Here is a 17359-nt window from a genome sequence, read left to right on the forward strand (position 1 = left end):
CACGCCACAAGATCGCCCGCAGGCCGGTCCGGCGCCATCCGGCGCCGGACCGCCCCCGCAGGACGCTCAGCGGAACGGGCCGCGCACCTCGTAGGTGATCCCGCCGGAGGAGGAGCCGGAGGTGCCGCGCTGGGACGAGAAGTAGAGCCGGCTGCCGTCCGGGGAGAACGCCGGGCCGGTGATCTCCGACGAGGACTGGCCCGTAAGCCTGACGAAGGGCGTGACAACGGCGTCCGGAGTGATCAAAACGATTTCCATGTTGCCGCCGTCCTCGGCGACGTAGAGGTCGCCGGAGCGTGCGCCGGTGATGTTGTCCACCCCGGTCAGCGGCGCCGTGCCGCCGGTCACCAGCGAGTCGTCGTACGCCAGGTCGATTCGCTGGTTGAGCGCGTCGTACGCCCAGACCCGGTTGTCGCCCTTGGTAGTGAACCAGCAGGTGCCGTCGGCGTACCAGCAGCCCTCGCCGCCGTTGAACTTCTTCGCGCCGGAGACCTGCTGGCGAGTGTAGGTCGGCGAGCCGTCCGGGTCGGGCACCCGGGCCCAGCTCACCGGGCCGCTGGTGGCGGTGCCGGCGACCAGCACCTCCAGGGTGCCGGCGGAGAGGTCGCCCCAGACCGTGGGGCGGAACCGGTAGAAGCAGCCGCTGCTCTCGTCCTCGGTCAGGTAGATCACCTGGCGGACCGGGTCGGCCGCCGCCGCCTCGTGGTTGAAGCGGCCCAGCGCCGGCCGGCGCACCGCGGCCCGGCCGCCCTGCGGGTACGTCTCGTAGACGTAGCCCCGGCTGACCTCCTCGCAGGAGAGCCAGGTCCCCCACGGGGTCGCCCCACCGGCGCAGTTGCGGTTGGTGTTGGACAGGATCCGGTACGCCGAGGCGATCGTGCCGTCGGCGTTGAACCGGACCGCCGAGGCGCCCCCGGTAGTGGCGATCTCCGAGTTCGAGACGTAGATCCAACCGGTGCCGGTGGCGAAGCAGGCGCCGCCGTCCGGGGCGTCGTGCCAGGTGTACGACGTGCCGGCCACGACCTGCCGGGACCGGGCGACAATCCGGCTGGTGAAGCCGGCGGGCAGCTGGAGGCCGCGGGCGTCGGCGGTGCCGAGCGGCCCGTACGGGCCGACGCCCGGCTGGGCCGGGGCGGCGAGCGCGGCGCCGGACCAGAGGCTGCCGGCGAAGGCGGCGGCCCCGCCGGCAGCGGTGGCGCGCAGGACGGTACGACGATCCATCGGTTACCTCCGGAGGGTGCGAGCGGTGCCGATGAAGTTACCCGTGGTTGCATCGATGGAGGTAAACATCGGGCGAGACTTTCCGGACGCCCCGGTGAGCCTTGCCCGTACGGTCGGGTACGCTGGCCGACGTGACGCGCTCGTATCGATGGTTTGGGCAGCCGGCTCCGACGCCGGTGACCTCGCCATGAGCTGACGTCACCTTCGTTTTCGAGCCGGCCGGGCAGGAGCTTGAAGCTCCTGCCCTTCTGCGTACGAGCAGCCGGCTCCACCCGGGCACCGGCCCCGGGCACGGTCGGCGAGAGGATGCCCACCGTGACCACCCCGGAGACCGACGCGGTCATCGACCAACGGATCGACCGCGTCGTGCCGTTGACCACGCCCGCCCTGCTCCTGCACGACCTGCCCCTGCACGCCCCGCTCGCCTCGGCCGTGCTGGCCGGCCGACGCGCGGTCGGCCGGGTGCTGGACCGCGCCGACGACCGCCTGCTGGTGGTGGTCGGCCCCTGCTCGGTGCACGACCCGGCCGCCGCCCTGGAGTACGCCCACCTGCTGCGCGAGGCCGCCGACCGGCACGCCGAGGACCTGCTGGTGGTGATGCGGGTCTACTTCGAGAAGCCGCGTTCCACGGTGGGCTGGAAGGGCCTGATCAACGACCCGGCGCTGGACGGCTCCGGCGACGTCAACCTCGGCCTGCGGACCGCCCGGGCGCTGCTGCTGGACGTGCTCCGCCTCGGCCTGCCGGTGGGCTGCGAGTTCCTGGACCCGATCACCCCGCAGTACATCGCCGACACGGTGGCCTGGGGCGCGATCGGCGCCCGGACGGTGGAGAGCCAGGTGCACCGGCAGCTCGCCTCCGGGCTGTCCATGCCGATCGGCATGAAGAACCGCCCGGACGGCAGCATCGGCACGGCGGTGGACGCGATCCGGGCGGCCGGCGTGCCGCACGTATTCCCCGGCATCGACGTCTCCGGCACCCCGGCGATCATGCACACCCGGGGCAACGCCGACGGGCACCTGGTGCTGCGCGGCGGCGGCGGCCGGCCGAACTACGACGCGGAGTCGGTGGCGGGCGCGCTGGAGCTGCTGCGGGCCGCCGGCCTGCCCGAGCGGTTGGTGGTCGACGCCAGCCACGCCAACAGCGGCAAGGACCACCGCAACCAGCCGAAGGTCGCCGCCGACGTGGCCGCCCAGCTCGCCGCCGGGCAGCGCGGGATCGTCGGCATCATGCTGGAGAGCTTTCTGCTCGACGGCCGCCAGGACCTGGACCCGACCGGGGAGCTGACCTACGGCCGCTCGGTCACCGACGCCTGCATCGGCTGGGAAACCACCGCCGAGGTCCTGGACCACCTGGCCGCCGCCGCGCGCGCCCGCCGGGCGGCCCTGCCCACCCCCGCCTGAGCGGGCGTCGGGAGACCCGACAGCCTCTGCGCGGGTTTGGGCGATTCGGGTGGGGGTAGCTGGGCGGAGTGACCGATGACGCACCGGTGACCGACGAGGTCGACACCCGGCAGCTCGACGAGCTGCTCGACGACATCTACCACGGGCAGGAGCGGATCACCCAGGCGAACATCTACCGCCGGGCGGTCGCCGCGGAGCTGCCGCCGACGCTGCTCGCCCGGATCGCCGCGCTCCCCCAGGGCGAGTACGCGGCGGACGAGGCGGCCGACCTGCTGGGCGGTTCGGCGGCCTGAGCGTGCGGCGCACGGGGGTGGACGAGGACGACGAGAGGACGACGGCATGACGCACCACGAGGGGCACGAACACGAGTCCGTGCCGGCGCTCGGCCAGCCCCCGGGGGGCCGGGACACCGTTCCCGAGCCCGACTTCGCCGCCGAGCACGACCGCACCGCGGTCGACCGCGACGTGATCACCGACGAGGACTCCGACGAGCGTGAGCCGGAGGCCTCGCGCGGCTGGGCCGGCGAGGATGGCGGCACCACCCCGACCTGAGCGGGACGACGCGAAGGGGGCCGGCGCAACAGTGCCGGCCCCCTTCGCGCGTACGGGGTCACTTCTCGTCGGGGTCCCCGCCCTCGGCGGCCCGCTGGGCGACGGCGTACCCCATCTGGAGGAAGTCCGAGGCGGCGACCGCGGTCAGCGCGGGGGCCACCAGCCGGGTCAGCCGGGGCGCGAGCACCAGGCCGCCGGTGAGGCCGGTGGCCACCCAGACGGCCAGGCAGAACGGGCAGCTCAGCAGCTCGCCGATGGCGTGCCGGGTCGAGCTGCCCCGGTCGCGGACGTGTTCCATCACCTCGCCGCTGCCGATCGGGTGGTCGTAGCGGGTGAACGGGGCCCGCAACGGGCTGGTGATCGCGTCCTTGGAGAGCAGCCGGCTGAGCTTGTGCGTGGCGATGGAGAGCAGCACCACGTCGGCCGGGGCGGGCCGGTCCGGCACCGGCCGGCCGGTCGCCCGGACCAGGCCGGCCAGGGACGCGGTGACCGTGGCGTACGTGCCCATCGCGGCCAGGTAACCGCCCAGCGGCCGGTGCTCGTGCGGCGCGTACGCCTGGCGCAGCCGCGCCACCTTCTGCTTCAGGCCGCCCTGGGTCACCACGTCTCCTCGTTGTCCGTCACGTTCCGCTCATCCCGCGGTCAGGTTGTCGGCCACCTCGCGGGCGAGGTTGGTCAGGGTCTCGTCGGCCAGGCCGTCGTCCCCGCCGGTCAGGTCGAGGCGGACCCGGGACCCGCCGGCGTCGGCCGGTTCCACCTGGATCTCCGCCGACCACCCGGGGGCGGAGTCGCTGCTCCACCGGGCCCGCAGGTCGTCGGCGCTGGCCTGGGGGTGCTCCCCACCGTCGGCCCGCAGTGGCTCCGGCAGCCAGGCCGAGGCCCGATCCGGGTCGGTCGCGGTGTTGAACACCACCTCGGGCGGCGCGGACATCCCCCGCTCGGCGTGCGTGCCCATCAGGCGTCCCGCAGCCGGCTCGGATCCACCTCGCGCCCAGGGTGCCGGGCCAGGTACTCGGTCTCCAGCTCGGCGGTGCGGCGCAGGTGGTGGGCGAGCGCGGAGTCGGCCGCGTGGCGCAACGTGTCCAGCCGGGTGCGGTGCAGGCTCTGCATCTCCCGGATCAGGTCCTCGTCCTCCAGCTCCGCCGGGTCCACCCCGAGCAGCTCTCCGTCGACGTGCGCGCCGGAGGCCGACGTGTCGCGGGCGTCGTCGCCGTCCCACTCCGTCATCCGCTGCTCCGGGCTGACGTCACCGGACTGGCGTACTGATTCGGTCATGTCGCCCCCTCGGGCTCGTTCGGGCTGGCATCTAGACGGATGCCCAGCCGGGGTGTCACCAAACCCTCCTACGACACCGCGTCGGAGACGCCGGGCCGCCCCGGTACGCTCGATGCCATGAAACGGCTCTGGACACCGGCGTGGATCGCCCGCCACGTGGCCATGGTCGTGCTGGTCGTCGGGTTCCTGGCGCTGGGCTGGTGGCAGATCAGCCGGGCGGCCTCGGGCAACACGCTGAGCTGGGCGTACGCCGTGGAGTGGCCGATCTTCGCCGGCTTCGTGGTCTTCGTCTGGTGGCGTGAGGTCCGGCACACGCTGCGCGGCCCGGCCGCCGCCGCGCCGGAGGCGGCCGGTGGCGCCGCGCCGGATCCGGGCACCCCGGCGGTACGTCGCCCGGTGCGGGTGGCCCGGGTGCCGGCTGCGGTCGACGCCCCGGACGACGCGGACCTGACCGAGTACAACCGCTACCTGACATGGTTGAACGCCAATCCGGGCGCGAGGCCCGGTGACTATCCCGGCTGAGGCCGGTGCGGAAGGACGGACGACGGTGGGCGGAGCCCTTACCCGGTACCGCGTGATCGCATGGATCGTGGGCGTGGCGCTGGCCGTGCTGGTGCTGATCGGCATGCCGCTGAAGTACGCGTTCGACGAGCCGATCGTGGTGGCGGTCGTCGGCACCGCGCACGGCTGGCTCTACATGCTGTACCTGGCCGCCACCTTCGACCTGGGCCGCCGGGTGAACTGGCCGCTCAAGCGGATGCTGCTGGTGATGCTCGCCGGCACGGTGCCGTTCGTGTCGTTCGTCGCCGAGCGCAGGGTCACCCGGGATCTCGCCGCGCGGCAGCCGCAGGCCCCGGAGCCGGTCGCCGCGCGCTAGGCCCGCGCGGGGGCTGCGGTCTAGGCCCGTCGGGGCTGCGGTCGCCAGTAGCCGGCCGGGGCGGGCGGGTCCTCCGCGTCGGGATACCGGTGCAGTTCCCGGGCCCGGTTCACCGCCCGGCTGACCTGGCCGAACTGCCGCTCGTCGTCGCTGCTGAACAGCAGCACCTCGACGCCGCCGCAGTGCCCCCACAGCTCGTACGCCGGCGGCCGCCAGCGGTCGCCGGCCAGCGCCAGCAGCACCGGCAGCAGGAACACCACCCCGAGGGTCAGGTACGCCCCGGCGGTGAGCCGTTGCAGCCCGCCGGTGAAGCCGAGCAGCACGCCGACGCCGGTGATCAGGGTGGCGGTCACCGCGACGGCGCGCACGGCCAGCCGGTCGTGCGGCCCGCGCCCCACCCGCAGGTGGGTGAGGTCGGCGACGGCGAAGGTGTTCCGACCGACGGTGAACCGTTCGGTGGTCACCACGATCCCCGGGCGCGCGTAGAGCAGGGTCGTCCCGCGCGACGAGCGCGGCGGGCGGGTGGCGGAGCGGTCTGCCTGCTGCACGGCGTCCTCCCAGGGGCCGGCGGCGTCGGCTCTCCCACCGCCCCGTGCCTGCTCACGGCAGGATTCCCGGCGCCGGGTTCCATTCTGTTGCCCGCCCGCCGGCCGTGCCGGTCGGATTCCCGCCTCCACCGCGCCGGGCCGATCAGGGGCGCCCGCATCTGGCGTCCATTTCGGGTTTGTCCGGCAATCGTCGCTCACGTGCCACGACATCCGCCCAGAACGACGAATCCGGCGCAAGCGGCCAAGGGCGACGAAGTGCCCGCGACACGCCGCACGCCACGCCACAACGGCGTCAGGGGATGTCACGCTGCGCAGCGGCCTTTCCTGCCCCTTTGCCAACTTTCGCCCCGGCTTCCCCTGCGCGTCACTCCCGTCCCGGGTTACGTTGGGCAGGCCGGCGCGGTCGGCCGCCATCCGTCCGGATGGCCCCGAGCCGGTGCCGTCGGGGGCGTCAGCATCCCCCGAGGGCCCGTGGAGAGGAGCCTTCCGCTCTTGTCGTCCTTACGGATGCTGGTGCGAACGCTCACGGTCGCCGGCCTCACGGCCGCGCTGATCGCCCCGTCGTCGGTGGCTCGGGCCGAGCCGTCGACGGCCGAGCTGACCGCACGGATCGAGAAGTCCTCGACCGAGCTGGAACGGGTCGTCGAGTCCTACAACAAGCTCAACGAGGAGATCAAGGCCAACAAGAAGGCCGCGGCCGCGCTGCACGCGCGGATCGGCCCGCTGGAGGAGCAGACCGCGCGGAGCCGGGCGGACGTCGGGCACATGGCCGTCACCGCGTACAAGACCGGCGGCCTGCGGACCGCGCAGGCGCTGCTGGAACCGGGCGGGTCCGTCTCCCTGCTGGACCGGCTCAGCACGATCGACCGGCTCACCCGGGAACGCCAGGACCGCATCGCCGGCTTCACCACCAGCCAACGCAAGTTGGTCGACGAGAAGAACCGGCTGGACGCGACGCTGGCCCGGGAGGCCGCACAGGCGCGCAGCATCGCGAACACCAGGAAGAAGATCGAGCGCGACCTGGCCCACCTCTACGAGCTGCGCCGGGCGGCGTACGGCCGGGCCACCGAGGCGCCGAGCCCGCGGCCGGCCGCCCGCTCCGCCCCGGACGCACCCGCCGTGGCGGGGAGCGCCGGGGTGGCTGTGCGCTACGCGTACGGGGCGATCGGCAAGCCGTACGTCTGGGGCGCCGACGGTCCCAACGGTTACGACTGTTCCGGCCTCACCTCGGCCGCCTGGCGGGCGGCGGGGAAGTCCCTGCCGCACAACACCCGGATGCAGTGGGGCGTGGTGACCCACATCGGCCGCGGCGATCTGCGCCCGGGAGACCTGGTCTTCTACAGCGGCCTGGGCCACATGGCCCTGTACGTCGGTGGCGGCCAGATCATCGACGCGCCCAGCGCCGGGCGCAACGTGCTCAAGCGGGACATGGACATCATGCCGATCCAGGGCTACGGCCGGGTCCGCTGACCCCGTCCCGGCACGGCGAACGGCCGGCGTCCCCCTATCGGACGCCGGCCGTTCGCCGTCATTACTACCAGGTCACGCTGCCTGCAGCCCCTCGGCACGGGCCAGCTCGCGGAGCCGGCCGAGGGCCTGGATCTCCAGCTGGCGGATCCGCTCCCGGGAGAGCGAGAAGCGCGACGCGACCTCGGTGAGCGAGTGCTCCCGACCGTCCTCGAGCCCGTACCGGGCCCGCATGATGCCGGCCGACCGGTCGTCGAGGTGGTTGAGCAGACCCTCGATCCGCTGCCGCTCCAGGCCGGTGAGGACGATCTCCTCCGGCGACGGGGCGTCGCTGTCGGCGACCAGGTCGCCGAGCTTGGTGTCGCCGTCGTCGCCGACCGGGGTGTCCAGCGACACGGTGTCCTGCGACCAGCGGACCAGCTCGTTGACCCGCTCGACGGTGACGCCGAGGGCCGCCGCGATCTGCTCCGGCTCCGGGTCGCTGCCCAGCTCACGGGTGAGCTGCCGGGCCACGTTGCGCATCCGGTTGACGTCCTCGACCAGGTGCACCGGCAGGCGCACGGTCCGCTCCTGCTGGGCGATCGCCCGGCTGATGGCCTGACGGATCCACCAGGTCGCGTACGTCGAGAACTTGTAGCCGCGCTCGTAGTCGAACTTCTCCACCGCGCGGACCAGGCCGGTGTTGCCCTCCTGGATCAGGTCCAGCATGGGCATCCCGGACCGGACGTAGCGGCGGGCGATCGAGACGACCAGCCGCAGGTTGGCCCGGATGAAGAGATCCTTGGCGCGCTCGCCCTCGACGACCAGGCGCTCCAGGTCGTCCCGGTCGACGCCCTCGGGGACGCGGTCCTCGGCGAGCAGGTGCTCGGCGTACAGGCCGGCCTCGATGGCCTTGGAGAGATCGACCTCCTTGGCGGCGTCCAGCAGCGGCGTCCGGGAGATCTCGTGAAGGTAGACGCCGACCAGGTCGCGCTCCTCGGCGACCTCGTCGGTCCGCATGCCGATGTTCTTGTCCACGTTGCCCACGGTCCCCTCGCTCGCGCCGGTTGCCCGGTTCCTTGCCATCCCCACGTCCATCGGCCCTCCCCCGTAACCTCCGCTGTGCCCGTCGGTGCTGACACCTACACAACAGATGAGACGTGTCGGGGATTCCATGTCGTGAGTCGAAAGTGTCACGAATGCCTGAGTATCAGCTGAAAGCCACGTCCACGTTTGCTGTCAGCGCCCCATTCGGGCTCACCGACTCCGCACCACGAACAGGCTGGCGGATCAGGGGAAATCGACCTCCGCCCCTGGCAATCGCACCATTGCGACCCCAACGACGCAGCGACCCTCGTCACCGCCCGGCTGCGATCCTGGTCACTGCCAGATACGCGCCGGTGTACCGGTCGGTTCATCCGCTCCGGGATTGATTACCCCGCCCCCTAGACAACAATCCGGGGCGTGCGGGACGTCCCATCCGCGACGTGTTCCGCGTCTCACCTGGCCGTGGGCGAGCCGGGAGGCGGCGGAGGGGTCAGGAGGCGAGCAGGGCGAGCGCGCCGCGCACCTGGTGCGCGCTGCGGGCCAGGGCGGCCCGGGCGGCGGGCACCTCGGCCCCGGAGACCAGCGAGACCAGGGCGGTCTTGAGATCGCCGGCGGCCTCGTGCAGGGCCCGCCGGCAGATCTCCTCCGAGCAGTTGGTGGCCTCCATCAGGATCGAGATCATCCGCCCGCGAAGCTTCGCGTTGGTGGCCACCATGTCGATCATGAGGTTCGAGTAGACCCGGCCGAGGCGCACCATCACGGCCGTGGAGAAGCTGTTCAGCACCAGCTTCTGCGCGGTGCCCGCCTTCATCCGGGTCGACCCGGTGACCACCTCCGGTCCCGTGTCCACCCCGATGAACACGTCGACCGAGGAGGCGGCCTCCGCCTCCGGGTTCGCACAGAGCAGCACCGTGGCGGCACCCTGCGCCCGGGCTGCGGCGAGCGCCCCGAGGACGTACGGGGTGCGCCCGCTGGCCGCCAGGCCGACGACCAGGTCGCCCGGCCGTACGCACTCGGCCGCCTCGGCGGCGCCGCCCCGCTCGTCGTCCTCGGCGTCCTCGACGGCGCGCCACATCGCGTCCGGGCCGCCGGCCAGGTGGGCGCAGAACCAGTCCCGCGGGGAGTTGAAGGTGGGGGCCAGCTCGGCGGCGTCGAGCACCCCGAGCCGCCCGGAGGTGCCGGCGCCGAAGTAGTGCACCCGGTGCCCGCCGCGCAGGGCCGCGACGGCCAGGTCGACGGCCGCGGCGATCTCGTCGAGGACGGCGGCGACGGCGGCCGGCACCCGGCGGTCGGCGTCGTTGATGACGGTGAGCACGTCCCGGGTCGACATCAGGTCGAGGTCGGCGCTGTCCGGGTTGCGACGCTCGGTCGGAGCGCCCACCCGGACCACCGGTCGGGCCACGGTCGCCGCCTCGTCCGGCTCCACCCGACCGGCGGTCACCCGCGCCTCCGGCCCGGGCCGACCCGGTGCGACTGGACCGCCTCGGCGGTCGCCTCCAGCGCCTTGCGCGCCCGCGCCCGGTTCCGCGCGGCCACCCCGACGAAGAGCACGTCGATGACGGTGAGCTGGGCGAGCCGGCTGGCCATCGCGCCGGAGCGGTAGGTCGTCTCCCGGGCCGCGGTGGTGAGCACGAAGTCGGCCACCTCGGTGATCGGCGAGCGGGGGAAGTTGGTCAGTGCGACGGTTGCGGCGCCCCGCGCCCGGGCCTGCTCCAGCACCTCGATGACGTCGGAGGTGGTGCCGGTGTGCGAGATGCCGACGGCGACGTCGCCCTTGCCGAGCAGCGCGGCGGAGGTCAGCGCGGTGTGGATGTCCGGGAAGTAGAAGGCGGTGCGGCCGATGCGGTGCAGCTTCTGCTGGAAGTCCGAGGCGACGAAGCCGCTGGCGGCGGCGCCGTAGACGTCGATGCGGCCGGCGGCGGCGATGGTGTCGACCACCCGCTCGCAGACCGCCGGGTCGAGCTGCTCGGCGGTCTCCTCGACGGCCCGGGCGTCGTTGAACGCGATGGTGGCGATGATCTGCGCCAGGTCCGCGCCGGGCGGGATGTCACCACCGACGACCCGGGCGTCCGGCGGCTCGACCCGGCGGGCGGCCTCGGCGGCGAGCCGGATCCGCAACTGCGGGTAACCGTTCATGCCGACCGACCGGCAGAACCGGATGACGGTGGCCTCGGATGTCTCTGCGGCGGTGGCGAGATCGGTGATGGTCCGCCGCGCGGCGTCGGCCGGGTCGGAGACGACCAAACGGGCCACCCGCTGCTCGGCGGGCGACAGCGAGGGCAGCAGGCCGCTGATGTGGACGATCAGCCCACCCGGCTCGTGACTCGCAGAAATCTTCGTACTCTTCGCCACGGATGAAACTTACTTTCATGAACGGTGGCCCGTCAACCATCACCGCGCGTATCCGCCAACAAGTATCCCCCGCGCGCGTCACGTTCCGGCAGCTTGTGCCGTCACCGCAGCATGACGCTCCGGTCCGCCGCGGTCCAACACCACGCTACGGTGTCCCGCATGGCGGATCGCAGCGTGCTGGTCACCGGCGGAACGGGCGGGCTCGGCGGGGCGGTCACCGCCGCCTTCGTCCAGGCGGGCTGGCGGGTGGTCGTACCCCAGCGGGAGAGCGCCACCGGGGCGGGGCCGGCGGCGTCCGGCCCGGTCCGGGTGACCGCGGACCTGATGGACCCGGCGGGCGTCGAGCGGGCCGTGCGGGCCGCCGACGACGACCCGGCAGCGCCGCTGCGCGCGGTGGTCAACCTGGTCGGCGGGTACGCCAGCGGCGGCCGGGTGCACGAGACCCCGGTCGAGGAGTTCGAGCGGATGCTCTCGATCAACCTGCGGCCCACCTACCTGGTCACCCAGGCGGCGCTGCCGCACCTGATCGCGGCCGGCGGCGGCGCGGTGGTCTGCGTCTCGTCCCGGGCCGCGCTCGCGCCGTTCCCCGGGGCGGCCGGGTACGCCACCGCCAAGGCGGCCGTGCTCGCCTTCGCCAACGCGGTGGCGGTCGAGTACCGGGCCTCCGGCGTCCGCTGCAACACGGTGCTGCCCAGCGTGATCGACACCCCGGCGAACCGGGCCGCCCAGCCGGGCGCCGACCACCGCCGTTGGGTGACCCCGGCCGAGATCGCCCCGGTGATCCGCTTTTTCGCCTCGGACGACTCCGCGCCGACCAGCGGGGCGGCCGTCCCGGTCTACGGGCGGGCCTGAACCGGCGACCGCCCCGGGATCGCCGCGGCGACCGGCCGGTCGGCAGCCGACGCGTCGACAGCCGGCGGGCCGGCCTCGGGCGGTAGCCAGGCCGCCAGGTGGGCGCGGATGCGCCGCTCCACGTCCTCCGGCGCGCCACCGGCGTCGACCAGCACGAAGCTCGGGTACTCGGGCAGGGTGCGGTACGCCGTGTCGGCGGCGGTCAGCCAGCCCATCGTCTCGTGGTCGTCGCCGCGCCGCTCGATCCGCCGGTACGCCTCCGCCGGGTCCACGGTGAGCAGGAAGGTGACCTGCGGGGGCGGGAAGACCCGGTAACCGACCCGGGCCAGCCGCTCCCAGCGCTGCCCGCCGTGCGCCCGGATGCTGGCGTACTGGCAGGCGGAGTAGCGGTCCATCACCGCCGTACGGCCGGTCACCAGGCAGCTCAGCAGCGCGGCGGCGATCGCCAGCCAGCGCAGCACCGACTCCACTGCCAGCACGCCGTTGCGCCCCACCAGGCGCTGCGCGTCGGGGCGGCCGAGCCGGTTGGCGAGCCGGCCGAGCCAGCGCCGGCCGCCGGCGTTGCGGTGGTAGGTGGCGGGCCGCCCGGCCGCGGTGAGCGCGTCGGCGAGCCGGTGCGCCTGGGTCGTCTTGCCCGAGCCGTCAATGCCGATCAGGGCGACGCGGCGAAGTCGGGCCGTGCCGCCGGTCGCAAGCAGTGATCTGGCCACCCTGCACAGGTTATCCGACCGGCGCTCGCCCACCGGCGGCTTGCCCGGTTGATGGCCAGGTGACCAGTCTCTGATCGCCGCCCAGGTGTGGGCGGCGGGCGGGCCGGGTACGCAACGTCATTTCCGACCGCCTGTCCACCTTCACGACGACGGGAGAACCAGATGGCCGAGCGCGGGGACGAGAGCCTGTTGCACACCCTCAAGCGGGTCGCCGCCGTGCTCAAGCAGAACGACATCCCCTTCGCCCTCGGCGGCAGCTTCGCCGTCTACGCGCACGGCGGCCACTCCAGCGAGCACGACGTGGACTTCCTGCTCTGCGAGGAGGACATCGAACGGGCGCTGGAGGCGCTGGTCGCCGAGGGCTTCAACGCCGAGCGTCCGCCGGAGGACTGGCTGGTCAAGGTCTACGACGAGGGGCGGATGGTGGACCTGATCCACCGACCGATCGAGACCCCGGTGACCGAGGAGACCTTCGCCGACACCGTGGTGCGCCCGGTGGACGCCATCCACATGCCGGTGCTCTCCGCGACCCGGCTGATGGTGCACAAGCTGCTCAGCTTCTCGCAGCACTACTGCGACTTCGCCCGCGGCCTGCCGCTGGCCCGCTCGCTGCGGGAACAGATCGACTGGGAACGGGTACGGAAGGAGACGCGGCATTCGCCGTACGCCGAGGCGTTCCTGGTGCTGCTGGACCGGCTCGACGTGGTGCCGTACGGCGGCACGCCGGTGCCGTACGCCCGCACCCCCGAGGGAGAGGAGACACCGTGACCGAGCATGGCGCCGGCCCGCCGGACGAGTACGTCGAGGCGGAGATCCACCGGCTGCTCGCCGAGGATCCGGACGTCGCCGAGCAGGGCATCACCGTGGTCCACCGGGAACGCGGCCTGGTCCTCTACGGCGAGGTGGAGACCCCGCACCGGCGGGAGGAGATCCTCCGGCGGGTCTCGGAGCGCTTCCCGGACCTGCCCATCACCAGCGACATCGGGGTCATCCGCGCGCAGGCGCCCACCCAGGTCGAGGAGCTGCCGTGAGGAGGGCCCGACGATGATCCGGATCGCCGCCGTCGGCGACGTGCACGTGGACGAGGACGTGGTCGGCCGGTTCCGTCCGGCCCTGGAGGAGCTGCCGGACTGCGCCGACGTGCTGCTGCTCGCCGGGGACCTGACCCGGCACGGCACCGAGTCCGAGGCGCGCTGCGTGGCCCGGGAGTTCGGCGGGCTCGGGGTGCCGGTGATCACCGTGCTCGGCAACCACGACCACCAGTGCGACCAGGTGCCGCAGGTCATCCAGGTGCTGGAGGACGCCGGGATCACCGTGCTGGAGGGGACGGGCATGGTGCTGGAGTGCGCCGGCGGCCGGCTCGGCGTGGCCGGGGTCAAGGGCTTCGGCGGCGGCTTCGCCGGCCGGTGCGCCAGCGACTTCGGGGAGCCGGAGATGAAGGCCTTCGTCCGGACGACCAACGAGAGCGCCGAGGCGCTGGCCAAGGCGCTGCACGGGCTGGACTGCGACCGGCTGGTCGCGCTCACCCACTACTCCCCCGTGCCGGACACGCTCGCCGGCGAGCCGCTGGAGATCTATCCGTTCCTGGGGTCGTACCAGCTGGGTCAGGCGATCGACTCGGCGCCGACCGCGCTGGCCCTGCACGGGCACGCCCACGCGGGCACCGAGCGCGGCACCACCCCCGGCGGGGTCCGCGTCCGCAACGTCGCGCACCCCGTGATCAAGCAGGCGTACAGCATCTTCCACCTGGGCGATCACCTCGAATGATCTCCCAGGTTTCCGGGCTCGGAGAGACGGGTATTCAGCCGCCATGGAGCTGATTCTCTGGATTCTCGCAGTCGTACTCGTGGTCGCCGGCATCCTCGCGCTGTTCCGCCGGCAGATCCTGTGGGGCGTCGTCCTCATCGTGGTGGGCCTGCTGGTCGGCCCGGGTGGTGTCAGCATCTTCAATTGACGCTGGTTTCGCGTCACCGGACCCGCCGGGGTCGTCGCTTCCGGGATCTCCGTCCTCCCAGACCTGGAGATCCGGCAGCGACGACCCCGGCGCCGTGCGTCCGGGCTTTGCGCCCGCTCGTGGGTCGGGTTTGTGCCGTCGGTCGAGCGGAAATATCTCGACCATGGAGATAACGCAGAGCACCCCGCGGACCCACGGCGCGCGCACCTGGTGGGCGCTGCTCGGCTTCGGCGCGGCCGTGGCGGTCGCCGCCGCGATCGGCGGGCTGGGGGTACGCGGCACCACCGACGAGTACGCCGGCCTCCGGCAGCCGGACTGGGCGCCGCCCTCGTGGCTCTTCGGCCCGGTCTGGACGCTGCTCTACGCGCTGATCGCGATCGCCGGCTGGCTGGTCTGGCGCCGGGTCGGCTTCGGCCCGGCCCTCTGGGCGTGGACCGCCCAGCTCGTGCTGAACGCGATCTGGACGCCGCTCTTCTTCGGCGCCGGGCGGTACGGCCTGGCCTTCGCCGAGATCGTGCTGATGTGGCTCGCCATCGGGGTGACCGTCGTGCTGTTCCGGCGGGCCTCCCGCCCGGCGGCGGCGCTGCTGCTGCCGTACTGGGCCTGGGTCACCTTCGCCGCCGCGCTGAACTTCTCCATCTGGCAGCTCAACAGCTGACCCGACGTCGCGGGGCCCCGGCCCGGCCGGGGCCCCGCCGCGCGTCCGCGCGCCTCAGCAGCGCGGCACGTTCGGGATCCACCCGTCGTAGCCGGTGTAGACGTACGCGTCGGAGATGAACCGGCCGGAGCCGATCCGGTCCCAGATCGAGCTGGTGCCGTACGTGCCGGTGACCGTGGTGCCGGTGGTCTGGCAGTAGATGGTCACCCTGGTCCCGTCGGCGACCGAGCCGACCGCGCTGTAGCCGGTGCCCGGGCCGGAGCGCACGGTCAGGTCCGCGCCGGCGGTGTTGACCGTGCCGGAGGCGGTGCCGCCGGAGCAGGCGTTGTCGCTGGAGTAGCTCTTGGTGCCCCAGTAGAGCGCCAGCGCGCCGTTGAACCGCACCTGGATGTCGTTGCCGTTGAGCCGCTGCTCGTAGTGCAGGTGCGGCCCGGTGGAGCCGCCGGTGCTGCCCACCCAGCCGATCACCCTGCCGTAGCCGACGGTCTGGCCGACCGAGACGTTGAAGCCGTTGAGGTGGGCGTAGTAGGTGGTGTAGCCGCCGCCGTGGTCGATCCGGACGTACTTGCCGTAGCTGGTGCCGCCGAGGTCGGTGACCCGGTCAACGGTGCCGGGGGCGCTGGCCACCACCGGGTCGCCGAGGTCGTCGGTGCGGTTGAAGTCGATCGCGTACGCCGGGCTGTGGTCGGACCGGGTCTGCCCGGACCAGGACTGGCCGCAGGGGAACGGCACCTTGAACGTCGGCGCGGCCATCGCCGGGCTCGCCGGGGCCACCAGGGCCACCGAGGCGAGCAGTGCGGCCGCGGCCAGGCTCCACCACCGTCTGCGCATCCAGCACCTCCAATGTTGAGATTCTTCAATCTACTGGGCACAGCGTGGCAGAAACCTCCATCGATGGGAAGTGGCGCTTGGTGCAGGTGGCGACTACTGCGCGGGAGCGTGCCCACGGCCGGTGGGCGGGTTTCGGGATTGTTACCGGGCCGTGTCCGGCCAGGGCTGGACCGGAGGTGATGCAAGCGCTTACATGTGGGGACGACCATCGGACCGGCGCGGCTTCGACTCCTCCACGCGCCGGCAAGGAAGGAGAACGGCATGGCGTTTGCCAAGTCACGCCAGGCTCTCGCGATCGCCGGCGTGCTGGGGCTGGCGCTCGGCGCCACCGCCTGCGGCACCGGCGACGACAAGAAGAGCGGGAAGGCAAGCTCTCCGGAGTGCGCCCCATACGAGAAGTACCAGGGCAACGACGGCAAGAAGGTCTCGATCTACGCGTCGATCCGGGACGCGGAGGCCGACCTGCTGGAGCAGTCCTGGAAGCAGTTCACCGACTGCACCGGCATCGAGATCGACTACGAGGGCAACGCCGAGTTCGAGGCGCAGCTCCCGGTCCGGGTCGACGGCGGCAACGCGCCCGACCTGGCGTTCGTGCCCCAGCCGGGTCTGGTCAAGCGGTTCGCCGACGCCGGCAAGCTGAAGTCCCTCGGGGCCGACACCAAGGCCATGGCGGAGCAGAACCTGCCGGCCGACTGGCTGAAGTACGGCACCGTCAACGGCACCCTCTACGGCGTGCCGCTCGGCGCCAACGTGAAGTCCTTCGTCTGGTACTCGCCGAAGACCTTCAAGGAGAAGGGCTGGCAGGTCCCGACCACCTGGGACGACCTGATCAAGCTCAGCGACACCATCGCGGCCAGCGGCACCAAGCCGTGGTGCGCCGGCATCGAGTCCGGTGACGCCACCGGCTGGCCGGCCACCGACTGGATCGAGGACGTCATGCTCCGGACCCAGGGTCCGGAGGTCTACGACCAGTGGACCACCCACGCCATCCCGTTCAACGACCCGCGGGTGGTTGAGGCAGTCGACCGGGCCGGCACCATCCTCAAGAGCGAGAAGTACATGAACGGCGGCTTCGGCGGCGTGAAGAGCATCGGCACCACCGCCTTCGGTGAGGCCGGCCTGCCGATCACCACCGGCAAGTGCGCCATGCACCGGCAGGCGTCGTTCTACGCCAACCAGTTCCCCGAGGGCACCAAGGTGGCCGAGGACGGCGACGCGTTCGCCTTCTACTTCCCGGCCATCGACCCGGCCAAGGGCAAGCCGGTGCTGGGCGCAGGCGAGTTCGTCGTTGCCTACGCCGACCGCCCGGAGGTGCAGGCGGTGCAGACCTACCTCGCCTCCGGCGAGTACGTCAACAGCCGCGCGAAGCTCGGAAACTGGGTCACGGCGAACAACAAGCTGGACATCGCCAACGTCGCCAGCCCGATCGACAAGCTCTCCGTCCAGATCCTGCAGGACAAGAGCGGCGTCTTCCGCTTCGACGGTTCCGACCTGATGCCGGCCGCCGTCGGCGCGGGCACCTTCTGGAAGGGCATGGCCGACTGGATCAACGGCAAGGACACCGCGACCGTGCTGAACGGCATCGAGGGCAGCTGGAAGTGATCTGAGGCGGTGGTCCGGTGCGCGGACGCGCAC

The 17359-nt window shown here is 72.6% G+C and carries 22 protein-coding genes and 1 pseudogene; 13 read left to right on the forward strand and 10 right to left on the reverse strand.

Annotated features, from left to right (window positions below):
- Positions 1 to 66 precede the first annotated feature (66 nt).
- Positions 67 to 1221 carry an alkaline phosphatase PhoX gene (locus KBX37_RS10330; RefSeq protein ID WP_210775668.1) on the reverse strand — a complete coding sequence of 385 codons (1155 nt, stop codon included), beginning with the start codon at positions 1219 to 1221 and terminating at the stop codon, positions 67 to 69.
- A gap of 306 nt (positions 1222 to 1527) precedes the next feature.
- On the opposite strand from KBX37_RS10330, the gene KBX37_RS10335 reads away from it, so the two are divergent.
- From KBX37_RS10335 to KBX37_RS10345, 3 genes are all read left to right on the forward strand, one after another.
- On the forward strand, positions 1528 to 2622 hold the full coding sequence (locus KBX37_RS10335; RefSeq protein WP_210775669.1) for a 3-deoxy-7-phosphoheptulonate synthase: 1095 nt from the start codon (positions 1528 to 1530) through the stop codon (positions 2620 to 2622).
- A 68-nt stretch (positions 2623 to 2690) separates the two neighbouring features.
- Positions 2691 to 2915, forward strand: coding sequence for a hypothetical protein (locus KBX37_RS10340; protein ID WP_210775670.1), 225 nt, complete (start codon positions 2691 to 2693; stop codon positions 2913 to 2915).
- Positions 2916 to 2961: 46 nt separating this feature from the next.
- Positions 2962 to 3174 carry a hypothetical protein gene (locus KBX37_RS10345; protein WP_210775671.1) on the forward strand — a complete coding sequence of 71 codons (213 nt, stop codon included), beginning with the start codon at positions 2962 to 2964 and terminating at the stop codon, positions 3172 to 3174.
- Between the two features lie 58 nt (positions 3175 to 3232).
- Here KBX37_RS10345 and KBX37_RS10350 read toward each other — a convergent pair whose 3' ends face one another.
- From KBX37_RS10350 to KBX37_RS10360, 3 genes are read right to left on the reverse strand one after another with little or no spacing between them, the layout of a single operon-like run.
- The gene (locus tag KBX37_RS10350; RefSeq protein WP_210775672.1) at positions 3233 to 3775 is read right to left on the reverse strand and encodes a DUF1360 domain-containing protein; all 543 of its coding nucleotides are present in this window, start codon (positions 3773 to 3775) and stop codon (positions 3233 to 3235) included.
- Positions 3776 to 3805: 30 nt separating this feature from the next.
- Positions 3806 to 4129, reverse strand: a complete 324-nt coding sequence (locus KBX37_RS10355) for a hypothetical protein (RefSeq protein ID WP_210775673.1) — start codon at positions 4127 to 4129, stop codon at positions 3806 to 3808.
- Positions 4129 to 4449, reverse strand: a complete 321-nt coding sequence (locus KBX37_RS10360; RefSeq protein ID WP_210775674.1) for a DUF6158 family protein — start codon at positions 4447 to 4449, stop codon at positions 4129 to 4131. The genes KBX37_RS10355 and KBX37_RS10360 overlap by 1 nt, the downstream gene beginning before the upstream one ends.
- Before the next feature lie 117 nt (positions 4450 to 4566).
- Between KBX37_RS10360 and KBX37_RS10365 the strand changes: the two genes are divergently transcribed.
- Positions 4567 to 4971: a hypothetical protein gene (locus KBX37_RS10365; protein ID WP_210775675.1), complete on the forward strand. Its 405-nt coding sequence runs from the start codon at positions 4567 to 4569 to the stop codon at positions 4969 to 4971.
- Positions 4972 to 4996: 25 nt separating this feature from the next.
- Positions 4997 to 5326 (forward strand): DUF3817 domain-containing protein, encoded by a 330-nt coding sequence (locus tag KBX37_RS10370; protein ID WP_210775676.1) that lies wholly within the window; start codon positions 4997 to 4999, stop codon positions 5324 to 5326.
- Between the two features lie 20 nt (positions 5327 to 5346).
- On the opposite strand, the gene KBX37_RS10375 is transcribed toward KBX37_RS10370, so the two are convergent.
- On the reverse strand, positions 5347 to 5874 hold the full coding sequence (locus KBX37_RS10375; RefSeq protein ID WP_210775677.1) for a DUF6232 family protein: 528 nt from the start codon (positions 5872 to 5874) through the stop codon (positions 5347 to 5349).
- A 492-nt stretch (positions 5875 to 6366) separates the two neighbouring features.
- Here KBX37_RS10375 and KBX37_RS10380 point away from each other — a divergent pair, with 492 nt between their 5' ends.
- Positions 6367 to 7344 carry a C40 family peptidase gene (locus KBX37_RS10380; protein ID WP_210775678.1) on the forward strand — a complete coding sequence of 326 codons (978 nt, stop codon included), beginning with the start codon at positions 6367 to 6369 and terminating at the stop codon, positions 7342 to 7344.
- 72 nt (positions 7345 to 7416) lie between these two features.
- Here the strand turns inward: KBX37_RS10380 and KBX37_RS10385 are convergent, their stop codons facing one another.
- The 3 genes from KBX37_RS10385 to KBX37_RS10395 all read right to left on the reverse strand — a co-directional run bounded on the left by KBX37_RS10385 (position 7417) and on the right by KBX37_RS10395 (position 10719).
- Positions 7417 to 8406 (reverse strand): RNA polymerase sigma factor RpoD/SigA, encoded by a 990-nt coding sequence (locus KBX37_RS10385; protein ID WP_210775679.1) that lies wholly within the window; start codon positions 8404 to 8406, stop codon positions 7417 to 7419.
- A 451-nt stretch (positions 8407 to 8857) separates the two neighbouring features.
- Positions 8858 to 9808, reverse strand: a complete 951-nt coding sequence (gene murQ, locus KBX37_RS10390) for an N-acetylmuramic acid 6-phosphate etherase (protein WP_210775680.1) — start codon at positions 9806 to 9808, stop codon at positions 8858 to 8860.
- A complete protein-coding gene (locus KBX37_RS10395) occupies positions 9805 to 10719 on the reverse strand; it encodes a MurR/RpiR family transcriptional regulator (RefSeq protein ID WP_210775681.1) in 915 nt (304 codons plus the stop codon). The genes murQ and KBX37_RS10395 overlap by 4 nt, the downstream gene beginning before the upstream one ends.
- 159 nt (positions 10720 to 10878) lie before the next feature.
- On the opposite strand from KBX37_RS10395, the gene KBX37_RS10400 reads away from it, so the two are divergent.
- Positions 10879 to 11571 carry an SDR family NAD(P)-dependent oxidoreductase gene (locus KBX37_RS10400; RefSeq protein ID WP_210775682.1) on the forward strand — a complete coding sequence of 231 codons (693 nt, stop codon included), beginning with the start codon at positions 10879 to 10881 and terminating at the stop codon, positions 11569 to 11571.
- Here the strand turns inward: KBX37_RS10400 and KBX37_RS10405 are convergent.
- Complete coding sequence (locus KBX37_RS10405) at positions 11556 to 12281, reverse strand: dTMP kinase (protein ID WP_374103719.1); 726 nt, start codon at positions 12279 to 12281, stop codon at positions 11556 to 11558. The genes KBX37_RS10400 and KBX37_RS10405 overlap by 16 nt on opposite strands.
- An 87-nt stretch (positions 12282 to 12368) precedes the next feature.
- Between KBX37_RS10405 and KBX37_RS10410 the strand changes: the two genes are divergently transcribed.
- The 5 genes and pseudogenes from KBX37_RS10410 (at position 12369) to KBX37_RS10430 (ending at position 14893) form a co-directional block, all read left to right on the forward strand.
- A complete protein-coding gene (locus KBX37_RS10410) occupies positions 12369 to 13049 on the forward strand; it encodes a nucleotidyltransferase (protein WP_342799401.1) in 681 nt (226 codons plus the stop codon).
- The gene (locus KBX37_RS10415) at positions 13046 to 13312 is read left to right on the forward strand and encodes a hypothetical protein (RefSeq protein ID WP_088960633.1); all 267 of its coding nucleotides are present in this window, start codon (positions 13046 to 13048) and stop codon (positions 13310 to 13312) included. Before KBX37_RS10410 ends, KBX37_RS10415 begins: the two co-directional genes overlap by 4 nt.
- 13 nt (positions 13313 to 13325) lie before the next feature.
- Positions 13326 to 14101, forward strand: a pseudogene (locus KBX37_RS10420) (metallophosphoesterase).
- The gene (locus KBX37_RS10425) at positions 14092 to 14235 is read left to right on the forward strand and encodes a GPGG-motif small membrane protein (protein ID WP_165947907.1); all 144 of its coding nucleotides are present in this window, start codon (positions 14092 to 14094) and stop codon (positions 14233 to 14235) included. Before KBX37_RS10420 ends, KBX37_RS10425 begins: the two are co-directional and overlap by 10 nt.
- Positions 14236 to 14398: 163 nt before the next feature.
- Positions 14399 to 14893: a TspO/MBR family protein gene (locus tag KBX37_RS10430; protein ID WP_210775684.1), complete on the forward strand. Its 495-nt coding sequence runs from the start codon at positions 14399 to 14401 to the stop codon at positions 14891 to 14893.
- 54 nt (positions 14894 to 14947) lie between these two features.
- Here KBX37_RS10430 and KBX37_RS10435 read toward each other — a convergent pair whose 3' ends face one another.
- The gene (locus tag KBX37_RS10435) at positions 14948 to 15724 is read right to left on the reverse strand and encodes a M23 family metallopeptidase (RefSeq protein WP_210775685.1); all 777 of its coding nucleotides are present in this window, start codon (positions 15722 to 15724) and stop codon (positions 14948 to 14950) included.
- 261 nt (positions 15725 to 15985) lie between these two features.
- Between KBX37_RS10435 and KBX37_RS10440 the strand changes: the two genes are divergently transcribed.
- Positions 15986 to 17326, forward strand: a complete 1341-nt coding sequence (locus KBX37_RS10440) for an ABC transporter substrate-binding protein (RefSeq protein ID WP_210775686.1) — start codon at positions 15986 to 15988, stop codon at positions 17324 to 17326.
- The last annotated feature ends 33 nt before the right edge of the window (positions 17327 to 17359 follow it).

The organism is Micromonospora sp. U56 (assembly GCF_018070095.1).
In the GTDB taxonomy this organism is placed as follows: Bacteria; Actinomycetota; Actinomycetes; order Mycobacteriales; family Micromonosporaceae; genus Micromonospora; species Micromonospora purpureochromogenes.

Coding starts and splice junctions, on each gene's coding strand:
- KBX37_RS10330 (WP_210775668.1), bottom strand. CDS start 1,221: ATGGATCGTCGTACCGTCCTGCGCGCCACCGCTGCCGGCGGGGCCGCC.
- KBX37_RS10335 (WP_210775669.1), top strand. CDS start 1,528: ATGCCCACCGTGACCACCCCGGAGACCGACGCGGTCATCGACCAACGG.
- KBX37_RS10345 (WP_210775671.1), top strand. CDS start 2,962: ATGACGCACCACGAGGGGCACGAACACGAGTCCGTGCCGGCGCTCGGC.
- KBX37_RS10355 (WP_210775673.1), bottom strand. CDS start 4,129: ATGGGCACGCACGCCGAGCGGGGGATGTCCGCGCCGCCCGAGGTGGTG.
- KBX37_RS10360 (WP_210775674.1), bottom strand. CDS start 4,449: ATGACCGAATCAGTACGCCAGTCCGGTGACGTCAGCCCGGAGCAGCGG.
- KBX37_RS10365 (WP_210775675.1), top strand. CDS start 4,567: ATGAAACGGCTCTGGACACCGGCGTGGATCGCCCGCCACGTGGCCATG.
- KBX37_RS10385 (WP_210775679.1), bottom strand. CDS start 8,406: ATGGCAAGGAACCGGGCAACCGGCGCGAGCGAGGGGACCGTGGGCAAC.
- KBX37_RS10400 (WP_210775682.1), top strand. CDS start 10,879: ATGGCGGATCGCAGCGTGCTGGTCACCGGCGGAACGGGCGGGCTCGGC.
- KBX37_RS10425 (WP_165947907.1), top strand. CDS start 14,092: ATGGAGCTGATTCTCTGGATTCTCGCAGTCGTACTCGTGGTCGCCGGC.
- KBX37_RS10430 (WP_210775684.1), top strand. CDS start 14,399: ATGGAGATAACGCAGAGCACCCCGCGGACCCACGGCGCGCGCACCTGG.
- KBX37_RS10435 (WP_210775685.1), bottom strand. CDS start 15,724: ATGCGCAGACGGTGGTGGAGCCTGGCCGCGGCCGCACTGCTCGCCTCG.
- KBX37_RS10440 (WP_210775686.1), top strand. CDS start 15,986: ATGGCGTTTGCCAAGTCACGCCAGGCTCTCGCGATCGCCGGCGTGCTG.